Raw genomic sequence first — 17,211 nt, forward strand, 5'->3', positions numbered from 1 at the left:
TTCAGGGGCATGAAGCGCAACTTCAACATCCACGATCTGCGTATCTTCTATACGGTCGTCATGACCGGATCGACGCGTCAGGCGGCGCAGGCGATGAACCTGACGCAACCGGCGATCAGCCACGCGGTCTCTCGCCTGGAAAGCGCCACGGGCGTGCAGCTGTTCGACCGTTCGCACAAAACCCTGCGGCCCACCGAGGCGGGGAAGTACCTGTACACCGAGGCCAAGTTCGTGCTGGATGAACTGGTGCGCATCGACGAAGCGCTGCACAGCATCGAGCAGTTCGGCGGCCGTGGCCTGCGCATCGCGTCGTCGCCGGCGCTGGCGCTGAGCTATGCGCCCGAGGCCGTGAAGCGCTACCTGGACGAACACGGCAAGCGGCCGTTCTCGGTCGACGTGGAGTCGTCGGTGCAGCTGATCAGCGCGGTGGAGACCATGCGGGCGGATTTCGGCCTGGGCGCGGTCGGGGGCGACAGCCCGCGCCTGAACTTCACGCCGTTCCTGCGCACCGACGTCATGGCCATCGCGCATCGCGAACATCCTTTGGCCAGACGCGGCGTGGTGGCCGTGGCGGATATCGCGCCTGACACCTTCGTTAAGCCGCTTTGGTCCGACTACGTGGTGGCGCAGGGCGATACCGGCGATTCGGCGCAGCTCGAATTCGGCATGCAGGCGCATATGACGCTGGTGCCTGGAACCGTCCGTGCCGTGAAGGGCATCAGTTTGGTCAACGCGTTGTCGGCGTCCGACATCGCGTCGGTCTACCCCGATCTGGTGGCGCTGCCGCTGGCCTCGCGGCAGTGGTTCGAATTCGTGCTGATCACGCGTCGCGACGCCCAGAACCAGGAACTGACCGGCCGGCTGTTAGGCGCGCTGCACGCCACGGCGCAAGCGCGGCGAACAGGCGTCTATGCCGACACGATTCAGCTGATCAGCTAGCGCCGCCTTAGTCGGGTGGATCAGGGTTTCATCAGGCGGCAGGTGGATTCCTGCGGCGACGTGTAGATCTGGTCGCCGGGAATCTGCGCGATCAGCTTGTAGTAGTCCCAGGGCCCCTTGGACTCGGACGGTTTCTTCACCTGCATCAGGTACATGTCGTGCACCATCAAGCCGTCGGCGCGGATGCGGCCGTCTTTGGCGAAGAAGTCGTTCACCGGGTTGGCCTTGAGCCATTTCATGATGGCGTCGCCATCCGTGGTGTTGGTGGCCTGCACCGCCTTGAGGTAGGTGGTCGTCACAGAATAATCGCCGGCCTGCAGCATCGACGGCTTCTTCTTCATGCGCTCCTCGAACCGCGCCGCCCATTTGCGAGAGGCGTCGTCCTGATCCCAATACCACGCGGTGGTCAGGTACATGTCCTGCGCGGCGGCCAGGCCCAGCGCGTGGATATCGGTGATTAGCACCAGCAGGCCGGCGATCTTCATCCCGGGCGTCAGCCCGAATTCCGCGGCCGCCTTGACGGCATTGCTGGTGTCGTTGGCGGAATTCGCCAGCCCCAGCACCGTGGCGCCCGACGCTTGCGCCTGCAAGATGAACGACGAGAAATCGGCCGTGTTCAACGGATGCCGCACGCGGCCCTTCACCTGGCCGCCATCGGCCTGAACGACCGCCGACGCGTCGCGCTCCAACGCATGGCCGAACGCGTGATCCACGGTCAGGAAGTACCAGTCTTTATTGCCGGCCTTCAACATGGCCCGCGCCGTGCCGCGCGACAGCGACACGGTGTCGTACACGTAGTGCACCGTATAAGGCGTGCATTGCGCGTTGGTCAGCTCGGACGCGCCGGCGCTGACCACGAAGAACGGCGCCTTCTTCTCTTCAGCCACCTTCGCCATCGCCAGCGCCGCCGCGGAATTGGCACCCGCGATCAGCATGTCGACGCCTTTCTGATCCAGCCATTCCCGCGCCCGCGACGACGCGATGTCGGCGCGGTTCTGGTGGTCGGCCACCAGCACTTCGATCTTCTTGCCCGCCACCGCGCCGCCCATGTCCGCTACCGCCATCTTGATGGCTTCGGCGCCACCGGGGCCGTCCGCATCGGCGGACAAGCCCGACATGTCGGTGATGAAGCCGATGCGGATCACGCCGTCATCGGCGCTGGCCGCGCCGCCCAGGCTAAGCAATACGGCGGCTGCGGCCGCATTCAACGTCTTCGTCATGGTGTTGTCTCCCCGCGAGGGTTGTTGTGTTATTTCGCCACCGCGTCAGAACGAGACGTCCTGCGCCGGCCCGTCGCATAGCGAATCTTTCAGGCCTGCGCGCAGATAGCCGCATGCACCGAGCCGGTAATGGCGCAGGGGGTGATCACGCGGCTCTTGGGCTTTTCATGCGGCCCATTCTGTCGCACGGCCCAGGCCTTGTCACCTGAACAGAAATTATCAACTGATAGGCTTTCCGGTGCTGCGGCGCAACGTGGGCGCGGCGCGTTGCCGCCTGAAAAAAAGCCGCCGCCCGGGCGGGCGGCGGCGCTACGGGAAAACACCATCAAGTCTGGTCTTTGGTCGGCGACTTGGGGCCGTTCGTCTTGACCGATGCGATGCCCTTGTCCCGCGCTTGCGCGGTCAAGTACATCTCGCTGCGCCCGACCGATTCGCCATTCGCCGCTACCAGCGTGAAGTAATGCGAACCGTCTTTTGCCGTCTTGTGCATATAGCGCGCATCGTCGGCCGAGTATTTCTGCACGGCGGCCACGCCGCCCTCGGCCGAGGCCTTGGTGGTGTAGGGTTCGCTGGTCAGGATCACCTCGTGATTCCCCGCGTGCAGATTGAACATGAACTGCGTCCCGCTACGCTTCAGTACAAAGTAACCGCTCATCGTCGTCTCCGTTCTTGTTGAAGGGGTAACGCCTGGGCAACTTGCAGAACGCCGGGTGGCGTGCGCCGAGAATACTTGATGCGCGCGATTTTGGGATAGCGGGCTGAAATACAATCGGCGGCTATGCCCGACAGCCCGACACTTCGCCTGGGATGCCCGCGTCGTCATCATGGACGAACCCACCGCCGCGCTGGGCGTGAAGGAAACGGCGCTGGTGCTGAACCTGGTGCGCAAGCTGCGCGAAGAGGGGCGCACCGTGATCCTGATCAGCCACAACATGGCCGACGTCGTCGCCCTGGCCGACCGCGTCGCGATCCTGAAGCACGGGCCGACCGCGTCGCGATCCTGAAGCACGGGCCAAAGTCATCGAGCGCGACGTGGCCGGGCTGAACGCCGATGCCTTGGCGCATAATCAGCGGGCGGGCCTGCGGGGCGTTGGCACACGCGATCGGCCACGCATCCAATATGTAGGATGGGTGTAGCGCGAGAAATCCGCCCTAAGCAGACAAATGCCAACCGCGCGCAACCCATCAAGCCGCCCCAGTGTAATCGCCCAAACGGCCAAGCAATCATCGCAATGTGGCTCGATGGGTTACGCGCGATCCGCGTTTGTACAGGTCGCCCAAGCCTCGCGCGCTACACCCATCCTACGGTCCGCGAATTCGTACAGAAAAAGGCCGCCGCCGGGTTTCCCCTGGCGGCGGCCTTTTTTCGCGTGCAGCAGCGGGACTTAGTCCTTGCGGCTGGTCACTTCAACCAGGTGATAACCGAACTGGGTCTTCACCGGGCCCTGGACCACGCCAACCGGGGCGCTGAACACGACGGTATCGAATTCCTTGACCATCTGGCCCGGGCCGAAGGTACCCAGGTTGCCACCGTCACGGCTCGACGGGCAGCTGGAGTTTTCCTTGGCGACTTGGGCGAAGTCAGCGCCGTTTTCAATGGCGGTCTTGAGTTCGTTGCACTTGTCTTCAGTGGAAACGAGGATGTGACGGGCGGAGGCTTGTGCCATGGGGGCTCCTTGGGGGAATGAATCGGGGAGGGGAGAGTAACGCATTTGGGCGTACTCGCTAGCTTGCAATCATAAACGGGGATTTGGGCCGTCCTGGACGGCGAGGCTGCCCGTTCTTGCATGTGCTTTCAAGTTACGTGGGGAGAATCCGTTGTGTTGCAAAAAGAAACGGTATGCCATGGATGGCCGGCGTCGGATAAATGGCCCGGCCGTCCGGCTTTCCTGCTTAATCCGCCAACCAGTTCCGAAACGGTTCCAAATCCATCCCGCCAGGCACATACCAAACCTTCCTGGTCTTATCCCACTGTGCCCCCAGCGCCTTCACCACGTCCTTATTCTCATAAGCGACTCGAAGATCCCGGTGTCCCACCGCCTGCGTGGGCGCGGCCATGTTTCGACGTAACGCCGTATCCGCCCGTTTCTGAATTGCCGCCAGCTGCATCCGGTCTACAAACGCGCTACGCCGCGCCGGGTCCTCCGACGAGACCAGCGTCAGCCGCGTTTTCGTCCGTGTTGCCGCCACATAAAACAGATTCTCTTCTTCCCCCAATTCCCGCAGCGGATTCGGGAACTCTCCCGCGTCCAGGAACGGCAGGACGACGTGTGGGAATTCCTTGCCTTTCACGTTCACGATGCAGTCCATCAAGACCGCGTTTTTCCCTGGTCGTCCACCGGCAAACGCTTCTGCGGCGCCGATCCATTCCGAGAACTGATTCAACGTCTTTCCGGAATCGCGCGCCGTGGTGATGAATCCGCTGACCGACTTGGTGACAACCGACGCTTCATAGGGATGGATGTACAGGCGCTTGGCCAATTTATCCATGTCCATGATGTTGCAGACTTGCTCCAGCGCGGGGTGGGCAAGGGAATCGGCAGACAGGCCGCGCAGGTACGACACAGCGTCCGCGATGCGTGTGCGGGCCGACACGCTGCCTACGCGCTGGATCTGGCCGTCGAAGAAGTGCTTTAGCGCAGAAGGTTCTTTCGCCAGCGTGGTTTTGGCTTCGCGGAGCTCGTCGGGTTCCAGCGGGACTTCCGCGAACGTGGCAAGCGCTTCCACGATGGCCTCGCGCGTTTTGGGAGACGCGACGTGATGGAAGTCGTCGAGCGCGATGGCGACCATGCCGCGCAAGAACAGAATCTCTTCGCGCAGCAGGTAACTATTCATGGTCAGCGTGCGATATTGCACGCCGGCGTTCATCAGTGCGTTTTCTATTTCTATCGACTGATGGGCGTCGCGGAACAGGATGCAGCACTGATCCAGCGCCTGGCCGTCTTGTTTCCACTGCAGCACGGCCTTGACGACTTCGGCGCCGCAGGCGCCGGGCGCGTTGGTGTAGGTTCGTTCGTGGATATCCGTGCGGACAGGCAGGTTCGAGTCGACGGGCTTCAGCTTGAAGGCTTCCATGGCGTAGGCCAGATGGGGGCCATGGCGGTACGTCATCGTCAACGGAAAATGGGCGCAGTCCGTAAAACTGGCCGCGATGCGATGCTGCAGAAATGCTTCGTCCGCGCCCAGATGCGAATAAATGACCTGGTCCTTGTCGCCCACTCCGACGAAGTAAGTGGTGTCAAGGCTGACCAGCGCTTCGACAATGCAGAACGAGGCTTCGTTCATGTCGTGCAATTCGTCGCAGACCACGAGCTTGTAGCGGGGCAGGTCCAGACGCGAATCCGGATTTGACCGCAGCAGGCAGGCCAGATCATAGGTCGCGTCGAAAAAGCCGCGCGCGTCGACATAGCCGAATACATCGACGCGCTGCTTCTCATATTCGACGGCCCACAGGTAGTCCGTCAGTGGCAGCCTAAGGGTTTCTGCCGCGTAGACGGGATCGTCGCCGCCATCCGGCGCAAGCGTCATCGTGGCTTTCAGCTTCAGCAGGTTGTCCAGGAACTGGCTGACCGCCGTGTTGTGCGTGCGGATATCCAGCAGGTCGGTGTACTGCGGGTGGTTGCGCGCCACGTTCTCCAACACGGACAGCGCATAGTCCTGCTGTTCTCGCGTGGACGGCAGGGGTTCCGGCTTGCCGTCCTCGACGCCGGACAGCACGCGCCGTGCAAAATCTTCAACGGTTTGGACGTTGATGCGCTTGGCGGTGTTGTAGGCGATGCCGACTTCCACCAGACGCGCTTGCAGAACCTGCCGGGCTTCGTCGGTGAACGTCAGCCCAAGGATGTCTTCAGGCGGCAAGCCCCTGGCAAGCGCCTCACCGATGCGCAGGGCCAGGGTCGTCGTCTTGGCGGCCCCCGCGTTGGCGACCACCAGACTGGTCCGGTTCCGCGAGGCCTGGATCTTTTTCTGTTCCTCGGTGGGAACGAATCCGGCAGGGAGGAACTGGGTCGAAGGGGAGGTTGTCGTCATCGGGGCGGTGAAGGCGCGAGCAGGAAGTCGCTGAGGAATGTCGCTGGGGTCAGACGCCAGTGTAACGATTCCCAAAATGCGCTCGACCAATGCAGACGGCCGGCGGTCGCACAGGGCGGCCGCCGGCCGTTCAGGCCCCATTACAGGGACCCCGTATCACCCGCTAAGGCGGCGCTTAGCGCATCGGCCAGCCGTACATCAGCCCGCCATCACGGTACGACGCATTCAAGCCGCGCGACAGCTTCAGCGGGCTACTGGGGCCCAGGTTCTTTTCGAAGCTCTCGCCGTAGTTGCCGATGTGCTTGATGATGTTGTAGGCCCACTTGTCATCCACGCCCAGGTTCTTGCCCATGCCCGGGGTCACGCCCAACAGGCGCTGCACGTTGGGGTTGGTGCTTTTCAGCATCTCGTCCACGTTCTTCGACGTGATGCCATATTCCTCGGCCTCAAGCATGGCGAACATCGTCCAGCGGACCACGTTGAACCATTGTTCGTCGCCTTGGCGGACCATGGGGCCCAGCGGTTCCTTCGAGAAGTTCTCGGGCAGGATGTCGTATTTTTCCGGGTTCTCGAGGTTGGTGCGGGCGGCGGCCAACTGCGACTTGTCGCCGGTGAACGCGTCGCAGCGTCCCACCGCGAAGGCGCGGATGATCTCGTCCAGGCGTTCCACCACCACCGGCTTGAAGACGATGTTCTGCGAACGGAACCAGTCGGACAGATTCAGTTCGGTCGTCGTGCCGGGCTGCACGCACACGGTCGCGCCGTCCAGTTCCTTGGCGCTCTTCACGTTCAGGGACTTGTTCACCATGATGCCCTGGCTGTCGTAGTAATTGACGCCGACGCCGATCAGGCCCAGGGTCGTGTCGCGGGTCAGCGACAGGGTCGTGTTGCGCGGCAGCACGTCCACTTCGCCGGATTGCAGCGCGGTGAAACGCTGCACGGCGCTGACGGCCATGATCTTGGATTTGGCGGGGTCGCCAAACATGGTGATGGCCAGCGCGCGGCACAGGTCGACGTCCAGGCCGATCCAGCCGCCCTTGCTGTCATTGACCGAAAAGCCGGCCACGCCGGTTGAGACGCCGCACTGGACAAAGCCCTTGTTCTTGACGCTGTCGAAAGTCACGCCGGCCGTGGCGGCCCAGGACGAAAGAAATAAGGCGGTGCCTGCCGCAACGTGTTTGAGTGCTTTCATGGTGTCTCCGCGCGATGGGCGCATTGGTATTCTGTCGGCCGCGGGCCGAGGTGCGCGGAATGGTAGCCACGCCGTCTGGGCGGGAATATCAGGGAATTCCCGTTAAATCCACTGGGCGGAATTTACGCGGGATAATTCTTGGCGGGCCAACACAAGGGCGATAAATGAATCAGAAAGATCCTCCGGAAGACGCTGGCGACGGCGGCCAGCCTCGGCGCCGCCCGGGGCGTGGCTTCGTCAAACAGCAAGTGCAAGGCACGTGGCGCGAACTGACCCGCGTCAATGCCAGCGACCGGCGTTGGGAAATGCCGTTGGCGGCGGCCTTGTCTTCCGGCCTGCCGTTGATGGTGGGCGCGTATTTTGGCCGCATGGACTATGGCCTGATGTCCAGCCTGGGCGGCATGGTGTTTCTCAGCCTGCCCAATACTTCACTTGCCCAACGGATGATGATGTTGCTGGCCGCATCGTTCGGCATGGTCGCCTGCTACGCCGTCGGCGCGCTGACGCAGTTGTGGCCGACCGCCATGATTGCCGCGCTGACCGTCATCGCCATTTTGGTGAACATGGTGTGCCGCTGCTATCGGCTGGGGCCGCCAGGCAGCCTGTTCTTCATCATGGCCACCGCCATTGCCGCGTATACGCCCGGGCATATCGAAGATGTGCCTCTGCGCGTCGGCATGGTCGCCTTGGGATGCTTGGTGGCCTGCCTGGTGGCCTTCGCCTACTGCCTGCACATGACGCGCGTGGCGCCGCCGCCACCCGAAGCTGCGCCGCCCAAACCCACGTTTGATTTTGTCGTGTACGACTCGGTCATCATCGGCCTGTTCGTCGGCATTTCCTTGCTGGTAGCGGAATTACTGCAGCTGCCACGCCCGTATTGGGTGCCGGTCAGTTGCCTGGCGATTATCCAGGGCGCAAGCCTGTGGGCCGCGTGGAACCGGCAACTGCATCGGATACTGGGAACGGCGGTGGGGTTGTGCGTGGCGTGGGCGTTATTGAGCCTGCCATTGAATGTGTGGACGCTTGCCCTGGTGATGATGGCGCTGTCGTTCGGTATTGAAACGCTGGTGGTCAGGCACTATGCCAGCGCAGTGGCGCTGATAACGCCGCTGACCATATTCCTGGCCGAAGCGCCGCATCTGGGCCAGGGCTATCCCGCCGACGTCATTGAAGCGCGGTTTGTGGACACGGTCATTGGCGCGTTCATCGGGGTGCTGGGCGCGGTGTTGTTGCATAACCAGCGTATCCGGCCCCGCTTAAGCCGGTGGATGCGTGCGGTGTTGCCGAACCGGGTGAACTGATTGCGTTGGCTCGGGGCGTGCGGATGCCGCTCGTTGCGCTTATCTTTCCGTTGCGCTTATCCGCCTGCGGCCGCCAGCCCCGCCACGCAATAGGGGCAATCGGCATCCGGCGCGGTGGCGGGCACCGTGGCCCCTTCCACGGCCGCCCGATGCAAACATTCATGCGACAGCCATTGGCTCAGGCGGTCATAGCTTTCCATGTTGCTGCGCCAATTCGGCGCGCACAGGTAATAACCCAGCGGGCTTTCAAACGTCCGGTTAAACACGTCGACCAGCTGCCCCGTGGCCAGTTCCTTTTCGATCAGGCAATGCGGCATCAAGGCTACGCCAAAGCCGGACGAGGCCGCCTGGATAATCATTGAAAACAGATTGAACCCGGGGCCAAAACGCGCGCGGTCATAATCGCCGATATACGTCGAGAACCAGTATTCCCAAGACAGCGGAATCTCGATGTGCTGTAGCAGCGTGCACTGCTTGATATCTTCCAGGCTGTTGATGGGATGCTGTTCCAGATAATCGCGCGAACACACCAGGCGGGTTTCACGCCCGGTCAGGTACTTGGCATCGCCATCGTGCCAATCCCCATAGCCATACTGAATGGATGCGTCGAAATCCAGTTCAGTGCTTTTGTAATCCGCCACGCTGTAGCGCACGAAGTTGACCGAGATATCGGGATTGAAGGCGCGAAACGTCTTCAGCCGGGGAAACAACCACTGCGCGGCGAAGGTGGGCGCCGCCGATACGTTCAACGACTTGGCTGACTGCTGCGTGGCCATGATCTGCGACGTGGCGCTTTCCAGCGTGTGCAGCGCGGGCCGGATCAGGCTGAGATACGTGGCGCCCATGCGCGTCAGCTGCAAGCCATTGGTGGCGCGGATGAACAGCGCGTGGCCCAGATAGCTTTCCAGCGTTGCGATATGCCGGCTGATCGCACTTTGCGTCACGAACAGTTCCTTGCCCGCCTTGGAGAACGACAGATGGCGTGCCGCTGCGGTGAACGCGTTCAGCTCAGACAGGGTGGGGCAGCGACGTCTCATGGTGGTGTGCGGAATCCGGCTACGCGTGGCGGGTTGGGGAATGCGGATACGAAATACGGATATGAAGCCGTGTGGGCGTGAACCCCGCAAAGGGGGGTATGAGTAAAGCGCATAAGGCTGTTCAATTTTGTGTCGAACGCCTAAGGGGAGACCCGGTATCGGACGTTTGGATTGTACCGGTAGAGTTCGCCATGCTGAATTTCCTGCATGTTGAACAGATAGCGTGATTTATTTATGAAGCCGGTTGTTGTTAAGAATTGCAAGATCTTGAATACCCGATCGTTGGTCCTCGAAGACGCGGTCAACGTATTGATCGAAGACGGAATGATCTCCCGCATCAGCGCCGACGACCTGACGGGGTCCGACGCCGACGTGGTTGACGCCAAGGGCATGACCTTGATGCCGGGCATGATTGACTGCCACGTGCACGTGGTGGCATCGTCGTTCAACCTGGGCCGCGTGGCGGCGCTGCCGAATGCGCTGGCGCTGCTGCGCGCGCTGCCCATCATGCAAGGCATGCTGGACCGGGGCTTCACGTCGGTGCGCGATGCCGGCGGGGCGGATTGGGCCTTGGCGCAAGCCGTGCTGGATGGCGTGGTCGATGGCCCGCGCCTGTTCTGCTCGGGCAAGGCCTTGTCGCAGACGGGCGGCCATGGCGACTTCCGGCCGCGTAACGACGAACTGGACCCGTGCCCGTGCTCGGTCAAGATCGGAAACATCGGCCGCGTGGTTGACGGCGTTGACAACTGCCGCCTGGCCGTGCGCGAAGAAATCCTGAAAGGCGCCACGCAGATCAAGGTCATGGCGTCGGGCGGCGTGGCGTCGCCGAACGACCCGATCCAGAACCTGGGCTTTTCCGAATCCGAATTGCTCGCCATTGTTGAAGAAGCCAGCAATGCCAACACCTATGTGATGGCGCATGCCTACACGCCGCGCGCCATCACGCGTGCCGTGCGCTGCGGCGTTCGCACCATCGAACACGGCAACCTGGTTGACCGCGAGGCAGCCGAGGTAATGAAGGCGCACGGCGCCTACATGGTGCCCACGCTGATCACCTACGAAGGCCTGGCCAATGACGGCGAGCGCTATGGCCTGCCGGCGGACTCGGTCAAGAAAATCGCCACCGTGCGCACGCAGGGCTTGAAGGCGCTGGAAATCCTGGATGAAGTCGGCGTGAAGATGGGCTACGGCAGCGACCTGCTGGGCGAAACCCACTACATGCAAGCCGACGAGCTGCCTTTGCGCGCCCGCGTGCTGGGCAACGCCAAGGTGATCCAGCAAGCGACGTTGATCGGCGCCGAAATCCTGAACCAGGAAGGCCTGCTGGGCGAAGTCCGCGAAGGCGCACACGCCGACCTGCTGCTGGTCGACGGCAACCCGCTCGACGACATCGCCCTGTTGACGCAGCCCGATTCCATCAAGCTCATCATGAACCGCGGCTTGTTGCACAAGAACGCCTGCTGACGTTCTTTCACCCTTACTCCCGGAAATCTTCACCATGTATTCCGTATCGGACCGCCTGGAGCGGCTACCGTTTTCCAGCTTCCATTTCAGGTTGCTGTTGATCGGCGGCCTGGGGCTTGCGTTTGAAGCGCTGGACGCCGGCATCATCGCCTTCATCATCCCCTCGTTGCGCACGCAGTGGGGCTTATCCACCGGCCAGATCGGCTGGATCGCCAGCAGCACCTACGTGGGCTTTCTGGTGGGCGCGCTGTTCTCCGGCATCCTGGGTGACCGCTACGGCCGCAAGAAAATCATGATGTGGGCGTTGATGCTGTTCTGCGTCGCCACGTTCATCAACGCGTTTGCGCGCAACTACCACGAGTTCTACATCCTGCGCATGATCGCCGGCATCGGCATGGGGGCGGAAGGCGCCATCATCGCGCCGTATCTGGCGGAGTTCGTCAGCAGCAAGTACCGTGGCCGCTTCACGGGCGCGCTGGCTGGCTTTTTCTCATTCGGGTTCGTGCTGTCGGCCCTGCTGGGCTATTTCATCGTGCCCTTGAGCGATGATGGCTGGCGCTGGATCATGATCATCGCGTCGGTACCCGTCGTGTTTTTGCTGTGGTGGCGCAAGTCGCTGTTTGAATCGCCGCGCTGGCTTGAACACACGGGCCAGACCGCCGAAGCCGACCGCATCTGCTCGGCCATCGAAGCCGAAGTGCAGCAGAAGCTGGGCCGTCCGCTGCCCACGCCCATCGCGACGCGCCGTGCCGCCACCGCCGCCGAAAATCCGCAAAGCGCGATGGACAAACTGGCGTCCTTGTTCTCGAAGACCTACCTGGGCACGACCGTGCTGGTGTGGGTGTTCTGGATCACCGTGCTGTTCTGCTACTACGCCTTCCTGGTGTGGATTCCCAGCCTGTTGGTCGAGCGCGGGTTCACGATCACCAAGAGTTTCTCGTACACCATCCTGATCTACCTGTCGCAGATTCCGGGCTATTTCTCGGCCGCGTATTTCAACGACAGGATTGGCCGCAAGTACACCATCCTGATCTACATGCTGTTGTCGTGCCTGTCGGCGCTGGGGCTGGCGCTGGCCAGCGGCGAGCACCAGATCATCATGCTGAGCATGCTGCTGTCCTTCGGCATGAACGGCGTGATCGCGGGTCAGTACACCTACACCGCCGAAATCTACCCCACCTCCATCCGGGCAACTGGCATGGGCGCGGCGTCGGCCTTTGCGCGGATCGGTTCGATTGCCTCTCCGACCATCGTGGGCGTGGCGTATCCGGTGTTGGGCTTTGCCGGGGTATTCGCGATGATGACGGCGATTCTGCTTGTCGGCGGCCTGGGCATCTTGTTCTTCGGCAAGAACACGCGCGGCGTAGTGCTTGAGGAGATCAACGCATGACGGCGGCATCCGTGTTCGCGCCCTGGGCCGGGTATGCGCGCGCCTTGGGGCTGGCAGACAGTCGCGCGGCGCAGTGGGGCGTGGTGTCCGAGCTGTTGGAGGCGGCCTTCGGGCATCGGCTCTTCACCGCGCTGCTGTATCTGGAAGCGCATCGCCTGATGAAGCGCTTGTACACGTCTGATGAAAGCACCAGTCCGTTGGGCGGCTTCAAGGCGACGGGAAATGGCCCTTGGTCGCGCCACGTGCTGGAGCAGGGACGCTTGTATGTGGCCAGCAACGAAGACGATGTGCGCGCGGTGTTTTCCGAAGCGCCGATGCTGATCGACCGGGGCTTGCAATCGGCGTTGAACATCCCGGTGCACCACGAAGGCCGGGTGATCGGCTCGCTGAACCTGTTGGCCGGCCGTCATGCCTATGACCAGGCCGATCAAGACCTGGCGGCGGTCATTGCCGGCCTGTGCGCGCCAGTCTTCCTTGACGAAATGCGGGCTGCGCAGTCGGCCGCGGCGCAGGTAGACCGCGCCCAGCTGGATAGCGTCTAAGCGGGCGCGGCCAGCACGGCGCGTACCACGTCGGGTGTGAAGGGCGCTTCATAGAAGCGTCGCCCGGTGGCATCGAAGAGTGCGTTGGCGATGGCGGCGGGGCCGGGCACCGAAGCCGACTCGCCCGCGCCCATGGGCGGTTCGTCCTGGCGCGGCATCAACAGAACGTCAATGGGCGGCAGGTCCTTGAAGCCGATGATGGGGTAACCGCCCCATTCACGGCTGGCCACGCCGGCGGCGTCAAAATCGACCTTTTCCAGCAGGCTGCGGCTTAGCGTCTGATTGACGTTGCCGTGGATCTGGTGGCGCACGCCGTCCGGGTTCACGACCATGCCGGTATCTTGGCCGACGACGATGCGTTCGACGTGAATGCGGCCGGTGGCGGCGTCCACCCGCAGGTCGATGACCCAGGCGGCCCAGGCGGCGCCGAACCCTGGAAACTTGCTGTGCACGTAGCGCGCATAGGCGACGCCCCGGCCGCGCAATTGGCCGTCGGGCCCGGGCGTGCCGCGGCTGCCTGGTGTGAGCGGATGCCATTGCGCGCGCTCGGCCGTGGCCTGGATCAGCGCGATGGCGCGGGTATCGTCCAGATGGCGCACGCGGTAGTTGACGGGGTCAGCGCCGGCGGCATGCGCCAGTTCATCAATCATGCATTCATGCGCGAACGAATTGGGCAGTGCCGACACGCCGCGCAGCCACGATGCGCGCACCAGCGGCGCCATGTCGTGGCAGACCACGCGCCGGTTCGGGTAGCGGTACGGCGGGGCCGCCGTGCGGTCGCCCATTTCCAGCGTGCGTGGGTCGGCCGGGATTACGCCGGTCAACAACAGCGCCAGGATGGGCGCGTCGTTGGATGGGTAGCGCACGGCAAAGTCGTAGGCCAACAGGTCGCCGTGCGCGTCGATGGCGGCAGCGACGTCCATCAATTGGCCCGTGCCCTTGGGTTCCCACTGGTGCTCCTGTTCGCGGGTGAGCTGCACGCGGACCGGCGCGCCGACCGCGATGGACAGCAGCGCCGCGTCGGCGCAGACGTCGTCGGCGCAGTTGCGGCCGTAGCACCCCGCCGCTTCCAGCCGCACAAGGTCTATCTGGCCTTCACCCAGTTTCAGCAGGCGGTCCAGGTCGGTGCGCAACATGTGCGGGTTTTGCGACCCCGTCCAGACGGTCAGGCGGCCATCGCGGAAGTCCGCGACGGCGCACGAGGGGCCGATGGAGGCGTGCATCTGGTAGGGCCAGACGTAGCTGCGGCGCAGATGCGTGGCGGCGCCTGCTGACGCGGTATCGACGTCGCCGTCTTCGATCAGCGGCCGGGCGCGCGCGGGTTGGGCGCGGATGGCATCGGAAAGGTTATCCAGTCGGGGCGCGGGGGGAATGGGCTTCCAGCGGACTTTCAGCGCGCGCATCGCGGCAATGGCCTGTTCTTCGCGATCCGCCACGACGCCGATGAAATCCCCCTGCGCCACGACCTGCACGTTGCCGGGCAGGTGGGCCACGGATTCCCGGTCCAGGTCGATCAGGCAATGGCCGATGAAGTCGCCGGCGTCGCGCCCCGGGTGGGGCGGACGGACGACGCGGCCGTGGCGCATGCCCGGCACGCGCACATCGTGCACGAAGCTGAGTTCGCCGGTGGCCTTGGCAGGAATGTCCACGCGGGCGACGCCTTGCCCGACGATTCGGTAGTCTTCCATGGGTTTAAGGCGCACCGCCTGATCGGGCGCGGCCAGCATCAGCCGCGTGTGCTGGCCGCGCGCCAGTTGCCCGTAGTGCAATTGGCGCGGGTCGCTGCTGTCTGCCGGGCGGATCACGCCGTCGCGCACGTGCAGCGCATCGCGCGGCAAGTCCCATTGCCGCGCCGCCCTGGCCAGCAGATGCTCGCGCGCCTGCGCAGCGGCGCGGCGCAGGGGAACCGCCGCTATCTGGATGCTGGCGCTGGCAATCGTGGGCCCCTGGTTGGGGGCGGCGTTGGTGTGTCCCAGCACCATGTCCAGGCGCGACATCGGGATATCCAGTTCTTCGGCGACGATCTGGGCCAGGGACGTCTTGATGCCGGTGCCCAGGTCCACGTGGCCATTGAAGGCCAGCACGCGCCAGCCGGGCTCGGCGCCGTCGGCGGGCAAGTCATCGCCGCCCAGCACCGCGATGAATATCTCGGGGCTCGCCTGCACGTAATCCGAGGCGGTGCCGGGTTGGCCCGGCGCCGGCCGGGGCGGGGCCGAGGGCTCGCGCACGATCAGCAAGGCGTCGGGGTGCGCAAGCAGCGTGCCGACCAGTACGTGAGGCTGAGGCAGGTTCATCGGGCGGAGGGCGTCGGGACCAGAGAGAGAATTATGCCGCCATTACCGGGCGTCAGGCGGCCCGGGGTGGCGTCATGGCGTCCGTATCGGAGATGGCCTGGTCCAGCGGCATGACGGCGGCGTACTTCTGCGCCATGTCGAACAGATTGGCGTTGTGCGGAGCCAAGGCACGGTCGCCGCAGCAGTCGGCCACGACCAACGGCCGAAAACCTGCCTGCATCGCGTCCACCACGCTGGCCCGCACGCAACCGCTGGTGACGCACCCGGCGACCACCAGGGTCTGCACCCCGCGCTGCGCCAGCCATGGCGCCAGCATGGTGCCAAAGAAGGCGGACGGCGTGCTCTTGCGCACCACGTATTCACCGGCGGCGGGGGCCAGTTCCGGCACGATGGCGCTGTTGTGGCTATGTTCTTTCAGGGCCAGCATAGCGGGCACTTTCAGGCAGAAGATGTTGCTGTCGGCATCGTCGTCCGAGAACACGATGCGGCTATGCGCCACCGGCCAGCCGCGCGCGCGGGCGTGGGTCAACAGATGGCGCGTTTGCGCGATAGCTTCAGGGATGTTGCCGCCACCCAGCACGGCGGGGTCGGCAAAGCCGTTGACGAAGTCGACGATAAGCAGCCCGAACGGGGCTTTCAATGGCAACGGGGTGCCGAAGCCTTGCCGCGAATACGCAGAGATGTCGCCGGCGGCGCCTTGGGTGGGAATGGTCTGGGCAGCGAGTGTCATTTGCTTTCCTTCCGGCGGGCGGCACGGGCCAGCCCAGGTTCGTCCTGCACGACGCCGTGGATGACAACCGGCTGATCGTCCAGCGCGACGCTGCAATGGCGCATCGGGATATCGATGTGGCAGGCGGTAGTGCGGCTGCCGCCGGCTTCATTGTTGGGGCCCATGGACCAGAGGAAGTTGCCCTCGAAGGCGCGGGCATCCATGCCGATGTGGGCTTCCTTGTTGTAGTGGGCCAGCATGGACCACTGGGCGCGCGGTTGCAGGCCCCAGCCGATATGGGACACGGCGTAGGCTTCCGGGTCTTCGTAGGCCGCCATGTATTCCTTCAGGATGTCGGCCTGCAATCCGCCATTGATGCGGGTGACGTAGCCCTTTTCGATGACGAGTTCGATGGGATCGGTCACGTAGTCTTTCATGGGCAGCAGGATGTCCCCGCGGTCCAGCACCACGCGCCCTTCGCTTTGGCCTTCGTTGGGCCACGTCAGCACGAAGCCGCTGGGCCAGTGGTCCCAGCGGCCGGGCTGGTCCACGAACCCGTATTCAGAGATCGCGGGAAAGTCGCCCAATTGGCAGCGCAAATCGGTGCCGGCCGCGGACGTGATGCGCATCTGGCGCGAGGACTCGATGCGGCGCGCGGCGGCCTGCACGCGAATACGGTCCGCCTCGGTGGGAACCAGCCGGCACAGCACTTCGGGCGGTTCGATTGCCAGCAGAATCTTGGTGCCGGTTTGCAGGATTTCGTGTTGCTCCGGCGAAAAAAGTAGCGTCATCAGGTCCAGCACCAGGTCGCTGGCCGTCAGCGCCGCGATGGCCGCCGGATTGCCCGTCAGCGGCGTGGTGCCCAAGTAGGCCAGGGCGTCGCGGCTGATGGACTTGTCGGCATTGACGGGCGGCAGATCCAGCCGGTTGACGCGGGCGCCCATGTCGGTCGCGGCGGCGATGGCGCAGCGCAGGGTTTGTGGGTGCGTGTCGGCGCCGGTAAGCACGGTGACGATCTGGCCGGCTTCAAGCCGGGAGAGCGCAAGCACCTGCTTCCAGGCGTGGATCAGGTCGATATCGCTGACGGACATGGG

General features: G+C 63.7%; 16 protein-coding genes. 6 read left to right on the forward strand and 10 right to left on the reverse strand.

What is annotated here, in order from left to right:
• The first annotated feature begins 9 nt into the window (after window positions 1-9).
• The gene (locus ACI0FO_RS14330; RefSeq protein ID WP_416027590.1) at window positions 10-939 is read left to right on the forward strand and encodes a LysR family transcriptional regulator; all 930 of its coding nucleotides are present in this window, start codon (window positions 10-12) and stop codon (window positions 937-939) included.
• A gap of 20 nt (window positions 940-959) precedes the next feature.
• Here the strand turns inward: ACI0FO_RS14330 and ACI0FO_RS14335 are convergent, their stop codons facing one another.
• The 3 genes from ACI0FO_RS14335 to ACI0FO_RS14345 form a co-directional block, all read right to left on the reverse strand.
• Window positions 960-2,159 (reverse strand): ABC transporter substrate-binding protein, encoded by a 1,200-nt coding sequence (locus ACI0FO_RS14335; protein WP_416027592.1) that lies wholly within the window; start codon window positions 2,157-2,159, stop codon window positions 960-962.
• An 89-nt stretch (window positions 2,160-2,248) separates the two neighbouring features.
• Window positions 2,249-2,488 carry a hypothetical protein gene (locus ACI0FO_RS14340; RefSeq protein WP_416027594.1) on the reverse strand — a complete coding sequence of 80 codons (240 nt, stop codon included), beginning with the start codon at window positions 2,486-2,488 and terminating at the stop codon, window positions 2,249-2,251.
• Complete coding sequence (locus ACI0FO_RS14345; RefSeq protein WP_416027595.1) at window positions 2,485-2,814, reverse strand: YegP family protein; 330 nt, start codon at window positions 2,812-2,814, stop codon at window positions 2,485-2,487. The genes ACI0FO_RS14340 and ACI0FO_RS14345 overlap by 4 nt, the downstream gene beginning before the upstream one ends.
• Before the next feature lie 169 nt (window positions 2,815-2,983).
• Here ACI0FO_RS14345 and ACI0FO_RS14350 point away from each other — a divergent pair, with 169 nt between their 5' ends.
• Window positions 2,984-3,163, forward strand: a complete 180-nt coding sequence (locus ACI0FO_RS14350) for a hypothetical protein (RefSeq protein ID WP_416027597.1) — start codon at window positions 2,984-2,986, stop codon at window positions 3,161-3,163.
• A gap of 381 nt (window positions 3,164-3,544) precedes the next feature.
• Here ACI0FO_RS14350 and ACI0FO_RS14355 read toward each other — a convergent pair whose 3' ends face one another.
• The 3 genes from ACI0FO_RS14355 to ACI0FO_RS14365 form a co-directional block, all read right to left on the reverse strand.
• Window positions 3,545-3,826: a peptidylprolyl isomerase gene (locus ACI0FO_RS14355; protein ID WP_169269666.1), complete on the reverse strand. Its 282-nt coding sequence runs from the start codon at window positions 3,824-3,826 to the stop codon at window positions 3,545-3,547.
• A 226-nt stretch (window positions 3,827-4,052) separates the two neighbouring features.
• Window positions 4,053-6,188 (reverse strand): ATP-dependent helicase, encoded by a 2,136-nt coding sequence (locus tag ACI0FO_RS14360; RefSeq protein ID WP_416027599.1) that lies wholly within the window; start codon window positions 6,186-6,188, stop codon window positions 4,053-4,055.
• Window positions 6,189-6,363: 175 nt separating this feature from the next.
• The gene (locus ACI0FO_RS14365; RefSeq protein WP_416027601.1) at window positions 6,364-7,380 is read right to left on the reverse strand and encodes an amino acid ABC transporter substrate-binding protein; all 1,017 of its coding nucleotides are present in this window, start codon (window positions 7,378-7,380) and stop codon (window positions 6,364-6,366) included.
• Between the two features lie 164 nt (window positions 7,381-7,544).
• Here ACI0FO_RS14365 and ACI0FO_RS14370 point away from each other — a divergent pair, with 164 nt between their 5' ends.
• On the forward strand, window positions 7,545-8,681 hold the full coding sequence (locus ACI0FO_RS14370; protein ID WP_416027603.1) for an FUSC family protein: 1,137 nt from the start codon (window positions 7,545-7,547) through the stop codon (window positions 8,679-8,681).
• A 56-nt stretch (window positions 8,682-8,737) separates the two neighbouring features.
• Here the strand turns inward: ACI0FO_RS14370 and ACI0FO_RS14375 are convergent, their stop codons facing one another.
• Window positions 8,738-9,718, reverse strand: coding sequence for a LysR substrate-binding domain-containing protein (locus ACI0FO_RS14375; RefSeq protein ID WP_416027605.1), 981 nt, complete (start codon window positions 9,716-9,718; stop codon window positions 8,738-8,740).
• A 234-nt stretch (window positions 9,719-9,952) separates the two neighbouring features.
• On the opposite strand from ACI0FO_RS14375, the gene ACI0FO_RS14380 reads away from it, so the two are divergent.
• The 3 genes from ACI0FO_RS14380 to ACI0FO_RS14390 are packed head-to-tail and all read left to right on the forward strand — an operon-like array spanning window position 9,953 to window position 13,114.
• The gene (locus ACI0FO_RS14380; protein WP_416027607.1) at window positions 9,953-11,182 is read left to right on the forward strand and encodes a metal-dependent hydrolase family protein; all 1,230 of its coding nucleotides are present in this window, start codon (window positions 9,953-9,955) and stop codon (window positions 11,180-11,182) included.
• Between the two features lie 34 nt (window positions 11,183-11,216).
• Entirely contained in the window at window positions 11,217-12,572 is a 1,356-nt protein-coding gene (locus tag ACI0FO_RS14385; protein WP_416027609.1) for an MFS transporter, read from the forward strand.
• Window positions 12,569-13,114, forward strand: a complete 546-nt coding sequence (locus ACI0FO_RS14390; protein ID WP_416027611.1) for a GAF domain-containing protein — start codon at window positions 12,569-12,571, stop codon at window positions 13,112-13,114. Before ACI0FO_RS14385 ends, ACI0FO_RS14390 begins: the two co-directional genes overlap by 4 nt.
• Here the strand turns inward: ACI0FO_RS14390 and ACI0FO_RS14395 are convergent.
• The 3 genes from ACI0FO_RS14395 to ACI0FO_RS14405 are packed head-to-tail and all read right to left on the reverse strand — an operon-like array spanning window position 13,111 to window position 17,208.
• Complete coding sequence (locus ACI0FO_RS14395) at window positions 13,111-15,408, reverse strand: xanthine dehydrogenase family protein molybdopterin-binding subunit (RefSeq protein WP_416027613.1); 2,298 nt, start codon at window positions 15,406-15,408, stop codon at window positions 13,111-13,113. The genes ACI0FO_RS14390 and ACI0FO_RS14395 overlap by 4 nt on opposite strands.
• A 52-nt stretch (window positions 15,409-15,460) precedes the next feature.
• Entirely contained in the window at window positions 15,461-16,138 is a 678-nt protein-coding gene (locus ACI0FO_RS14400; RefSeq protein ID WP_416027615.1) for an isochorismatase family protein, read from the reverse strand.
• The gene (locus ACI0FO_RS14405; RefSeq protein WP_416027617.1) at window positions 16,135-17,208 is read right to left on the reverse strand and encodes a 2,5-dihydroxypyridine 5,6-dioxygenase; all 1,074 of its coding nucleotides are present in this window, start codon (window positions 17,206-17,208) and stop codon (window positions 16,135-16,137) included. The genes ACI0FO_RS14400 and ACI0FO_RS14405 overlap by 4 nt, the downstream gene beginning before the upstream one ends.
• Between the last annotated feature and the right edge of the window lie 3 nt (window positions 17,209-17,211).

The organism is Achromobacter marplatensis (assembly GCF_049060505.1).
Classification (GTDB): Bacteria; Pseudomonadota; Gammaproteobacteria; order Burkholderiales; family Burkholderiaceae_B; genus Achromobacter; species Achromobacter marplatensis_A.

What these genes read in the sequence shown, in the direction of transcription:
- ACI0FO_RS14330 (WP_416027590.1), top strand. Translation starts at nt 10, where the DNA reads ATGAAGCGCAACTTCAACATCCACGATCTGCGTATCTTCTATACGGTC.
- ACI0FO_RS14335 (WP_416027592.1), bottom strand. Translation starts at nt 2,159, where the DNA reads ATGACGAAGACGTTGAATGCGGCCGCAGCCGCCGTATTGCTTAGCCTG.
- ACI0FO_RS14345 (WP_416027595.1), bottom strand. Translation starts at nt 2,814, where the DNA reads ATGAGCGGTTACTTTGTACTGAAGCGTAGCGGGACGCAGTTCATGTTC.
- ACI0FO_RS14350 (WP_416027597.1), top strand. Translation starts at nt 2,984, where the DNA reads ATGGACGAACCCACCGCCGCGCTGGGCGTGAAGGAAACGGCGCTGGTG.
- ACI0FO_RS14355 (WP_169269666.1), bottom strand. Translation starts at nt 3,826, where the DNA reads ATGGCACAAGCCTCCGCCCGTCACATCCTCGTTTCCACTGAAGACAAG.
- ACI0FO_RS14360 (WP_416027599.1), bottom strand. Translation starts at nt 6,188, where the DNA reads ATGACGACAACCTCCCCTTCGACCCAGTTCCTCCCTGCCGGATTCGTT.
- ACI0FO_RS14365 (WP_416027601.1), bottom strand. Translation starts at nt 7,380, where the DNA reads ATGAAAGCACTCAAACACGTTGCGGCAGGCACCGCCTTATTTCTTTCG.
- ACI0FO_RS14370 (WP_416027603.1), top strand. Translation starts at nt 7,545, where the DNA reads ATGAATCAGAAAGATCCTCCGGAAGACGCTGGCGACGGCGGCCAGCCT.
- ACI0FO_RS14375 (WP_416027605.1), bottom strand. Translation starts at nt 9,718, where the DNA reads ATGAGACGTCGCTGCCCCACCCTGTCTGAGCTGAACGCGTTCACCGCA.
- ACI0FO_RS14380 (WP_416027607.1), top strand. Translation starts at nt 9,953, where the DNA reads ATGAAGCCGGTTGTTGTTAAGAATTGCAAGATCTTGAATACCCGATCG.
- ACI0FO_RS14385 (WP_416027609.1), top strand. Translation starts at nt 11,217, where the DNA reads ATGTATTCCGTATCGGACCGCCTGGAGCGGCTACCGTTTTCCAGCTTC.
- ACI0FO_RS14390 (WP_416027611.1), top strand. Translation starts at nt 12,569, where the DNA reads ATGACGGCGGCATCCGTGTTCGCGCCCTGGGCCGGGTATGCGCGCGCC.
- ACI0FO_RS14395 (WP_416027613.1), bottom strand. Translation starts at nt 15,408, where the DNA reads ATGAACCTGCCTCAGCCTCACGTACTGGTCGGCACGCTGCTTGCGCAC.
- ACI0FO_RS14400 (WP_416027615.1), bottom strand. Translation starts at nt 16,138, where the DNA reads ATGACACTCGCTGCCCAGACCATTCCCACCCAAGGCGCCGCCGGCGAC.
- ACI0FO_RS14405 (WP_416027617.1), bottom strand. Translation starts at nt 17,208, where the DNA reads ATGTCCGTCAGCGATATCGACCTGATCCACGCCTGGAAGCAGGTGCTT.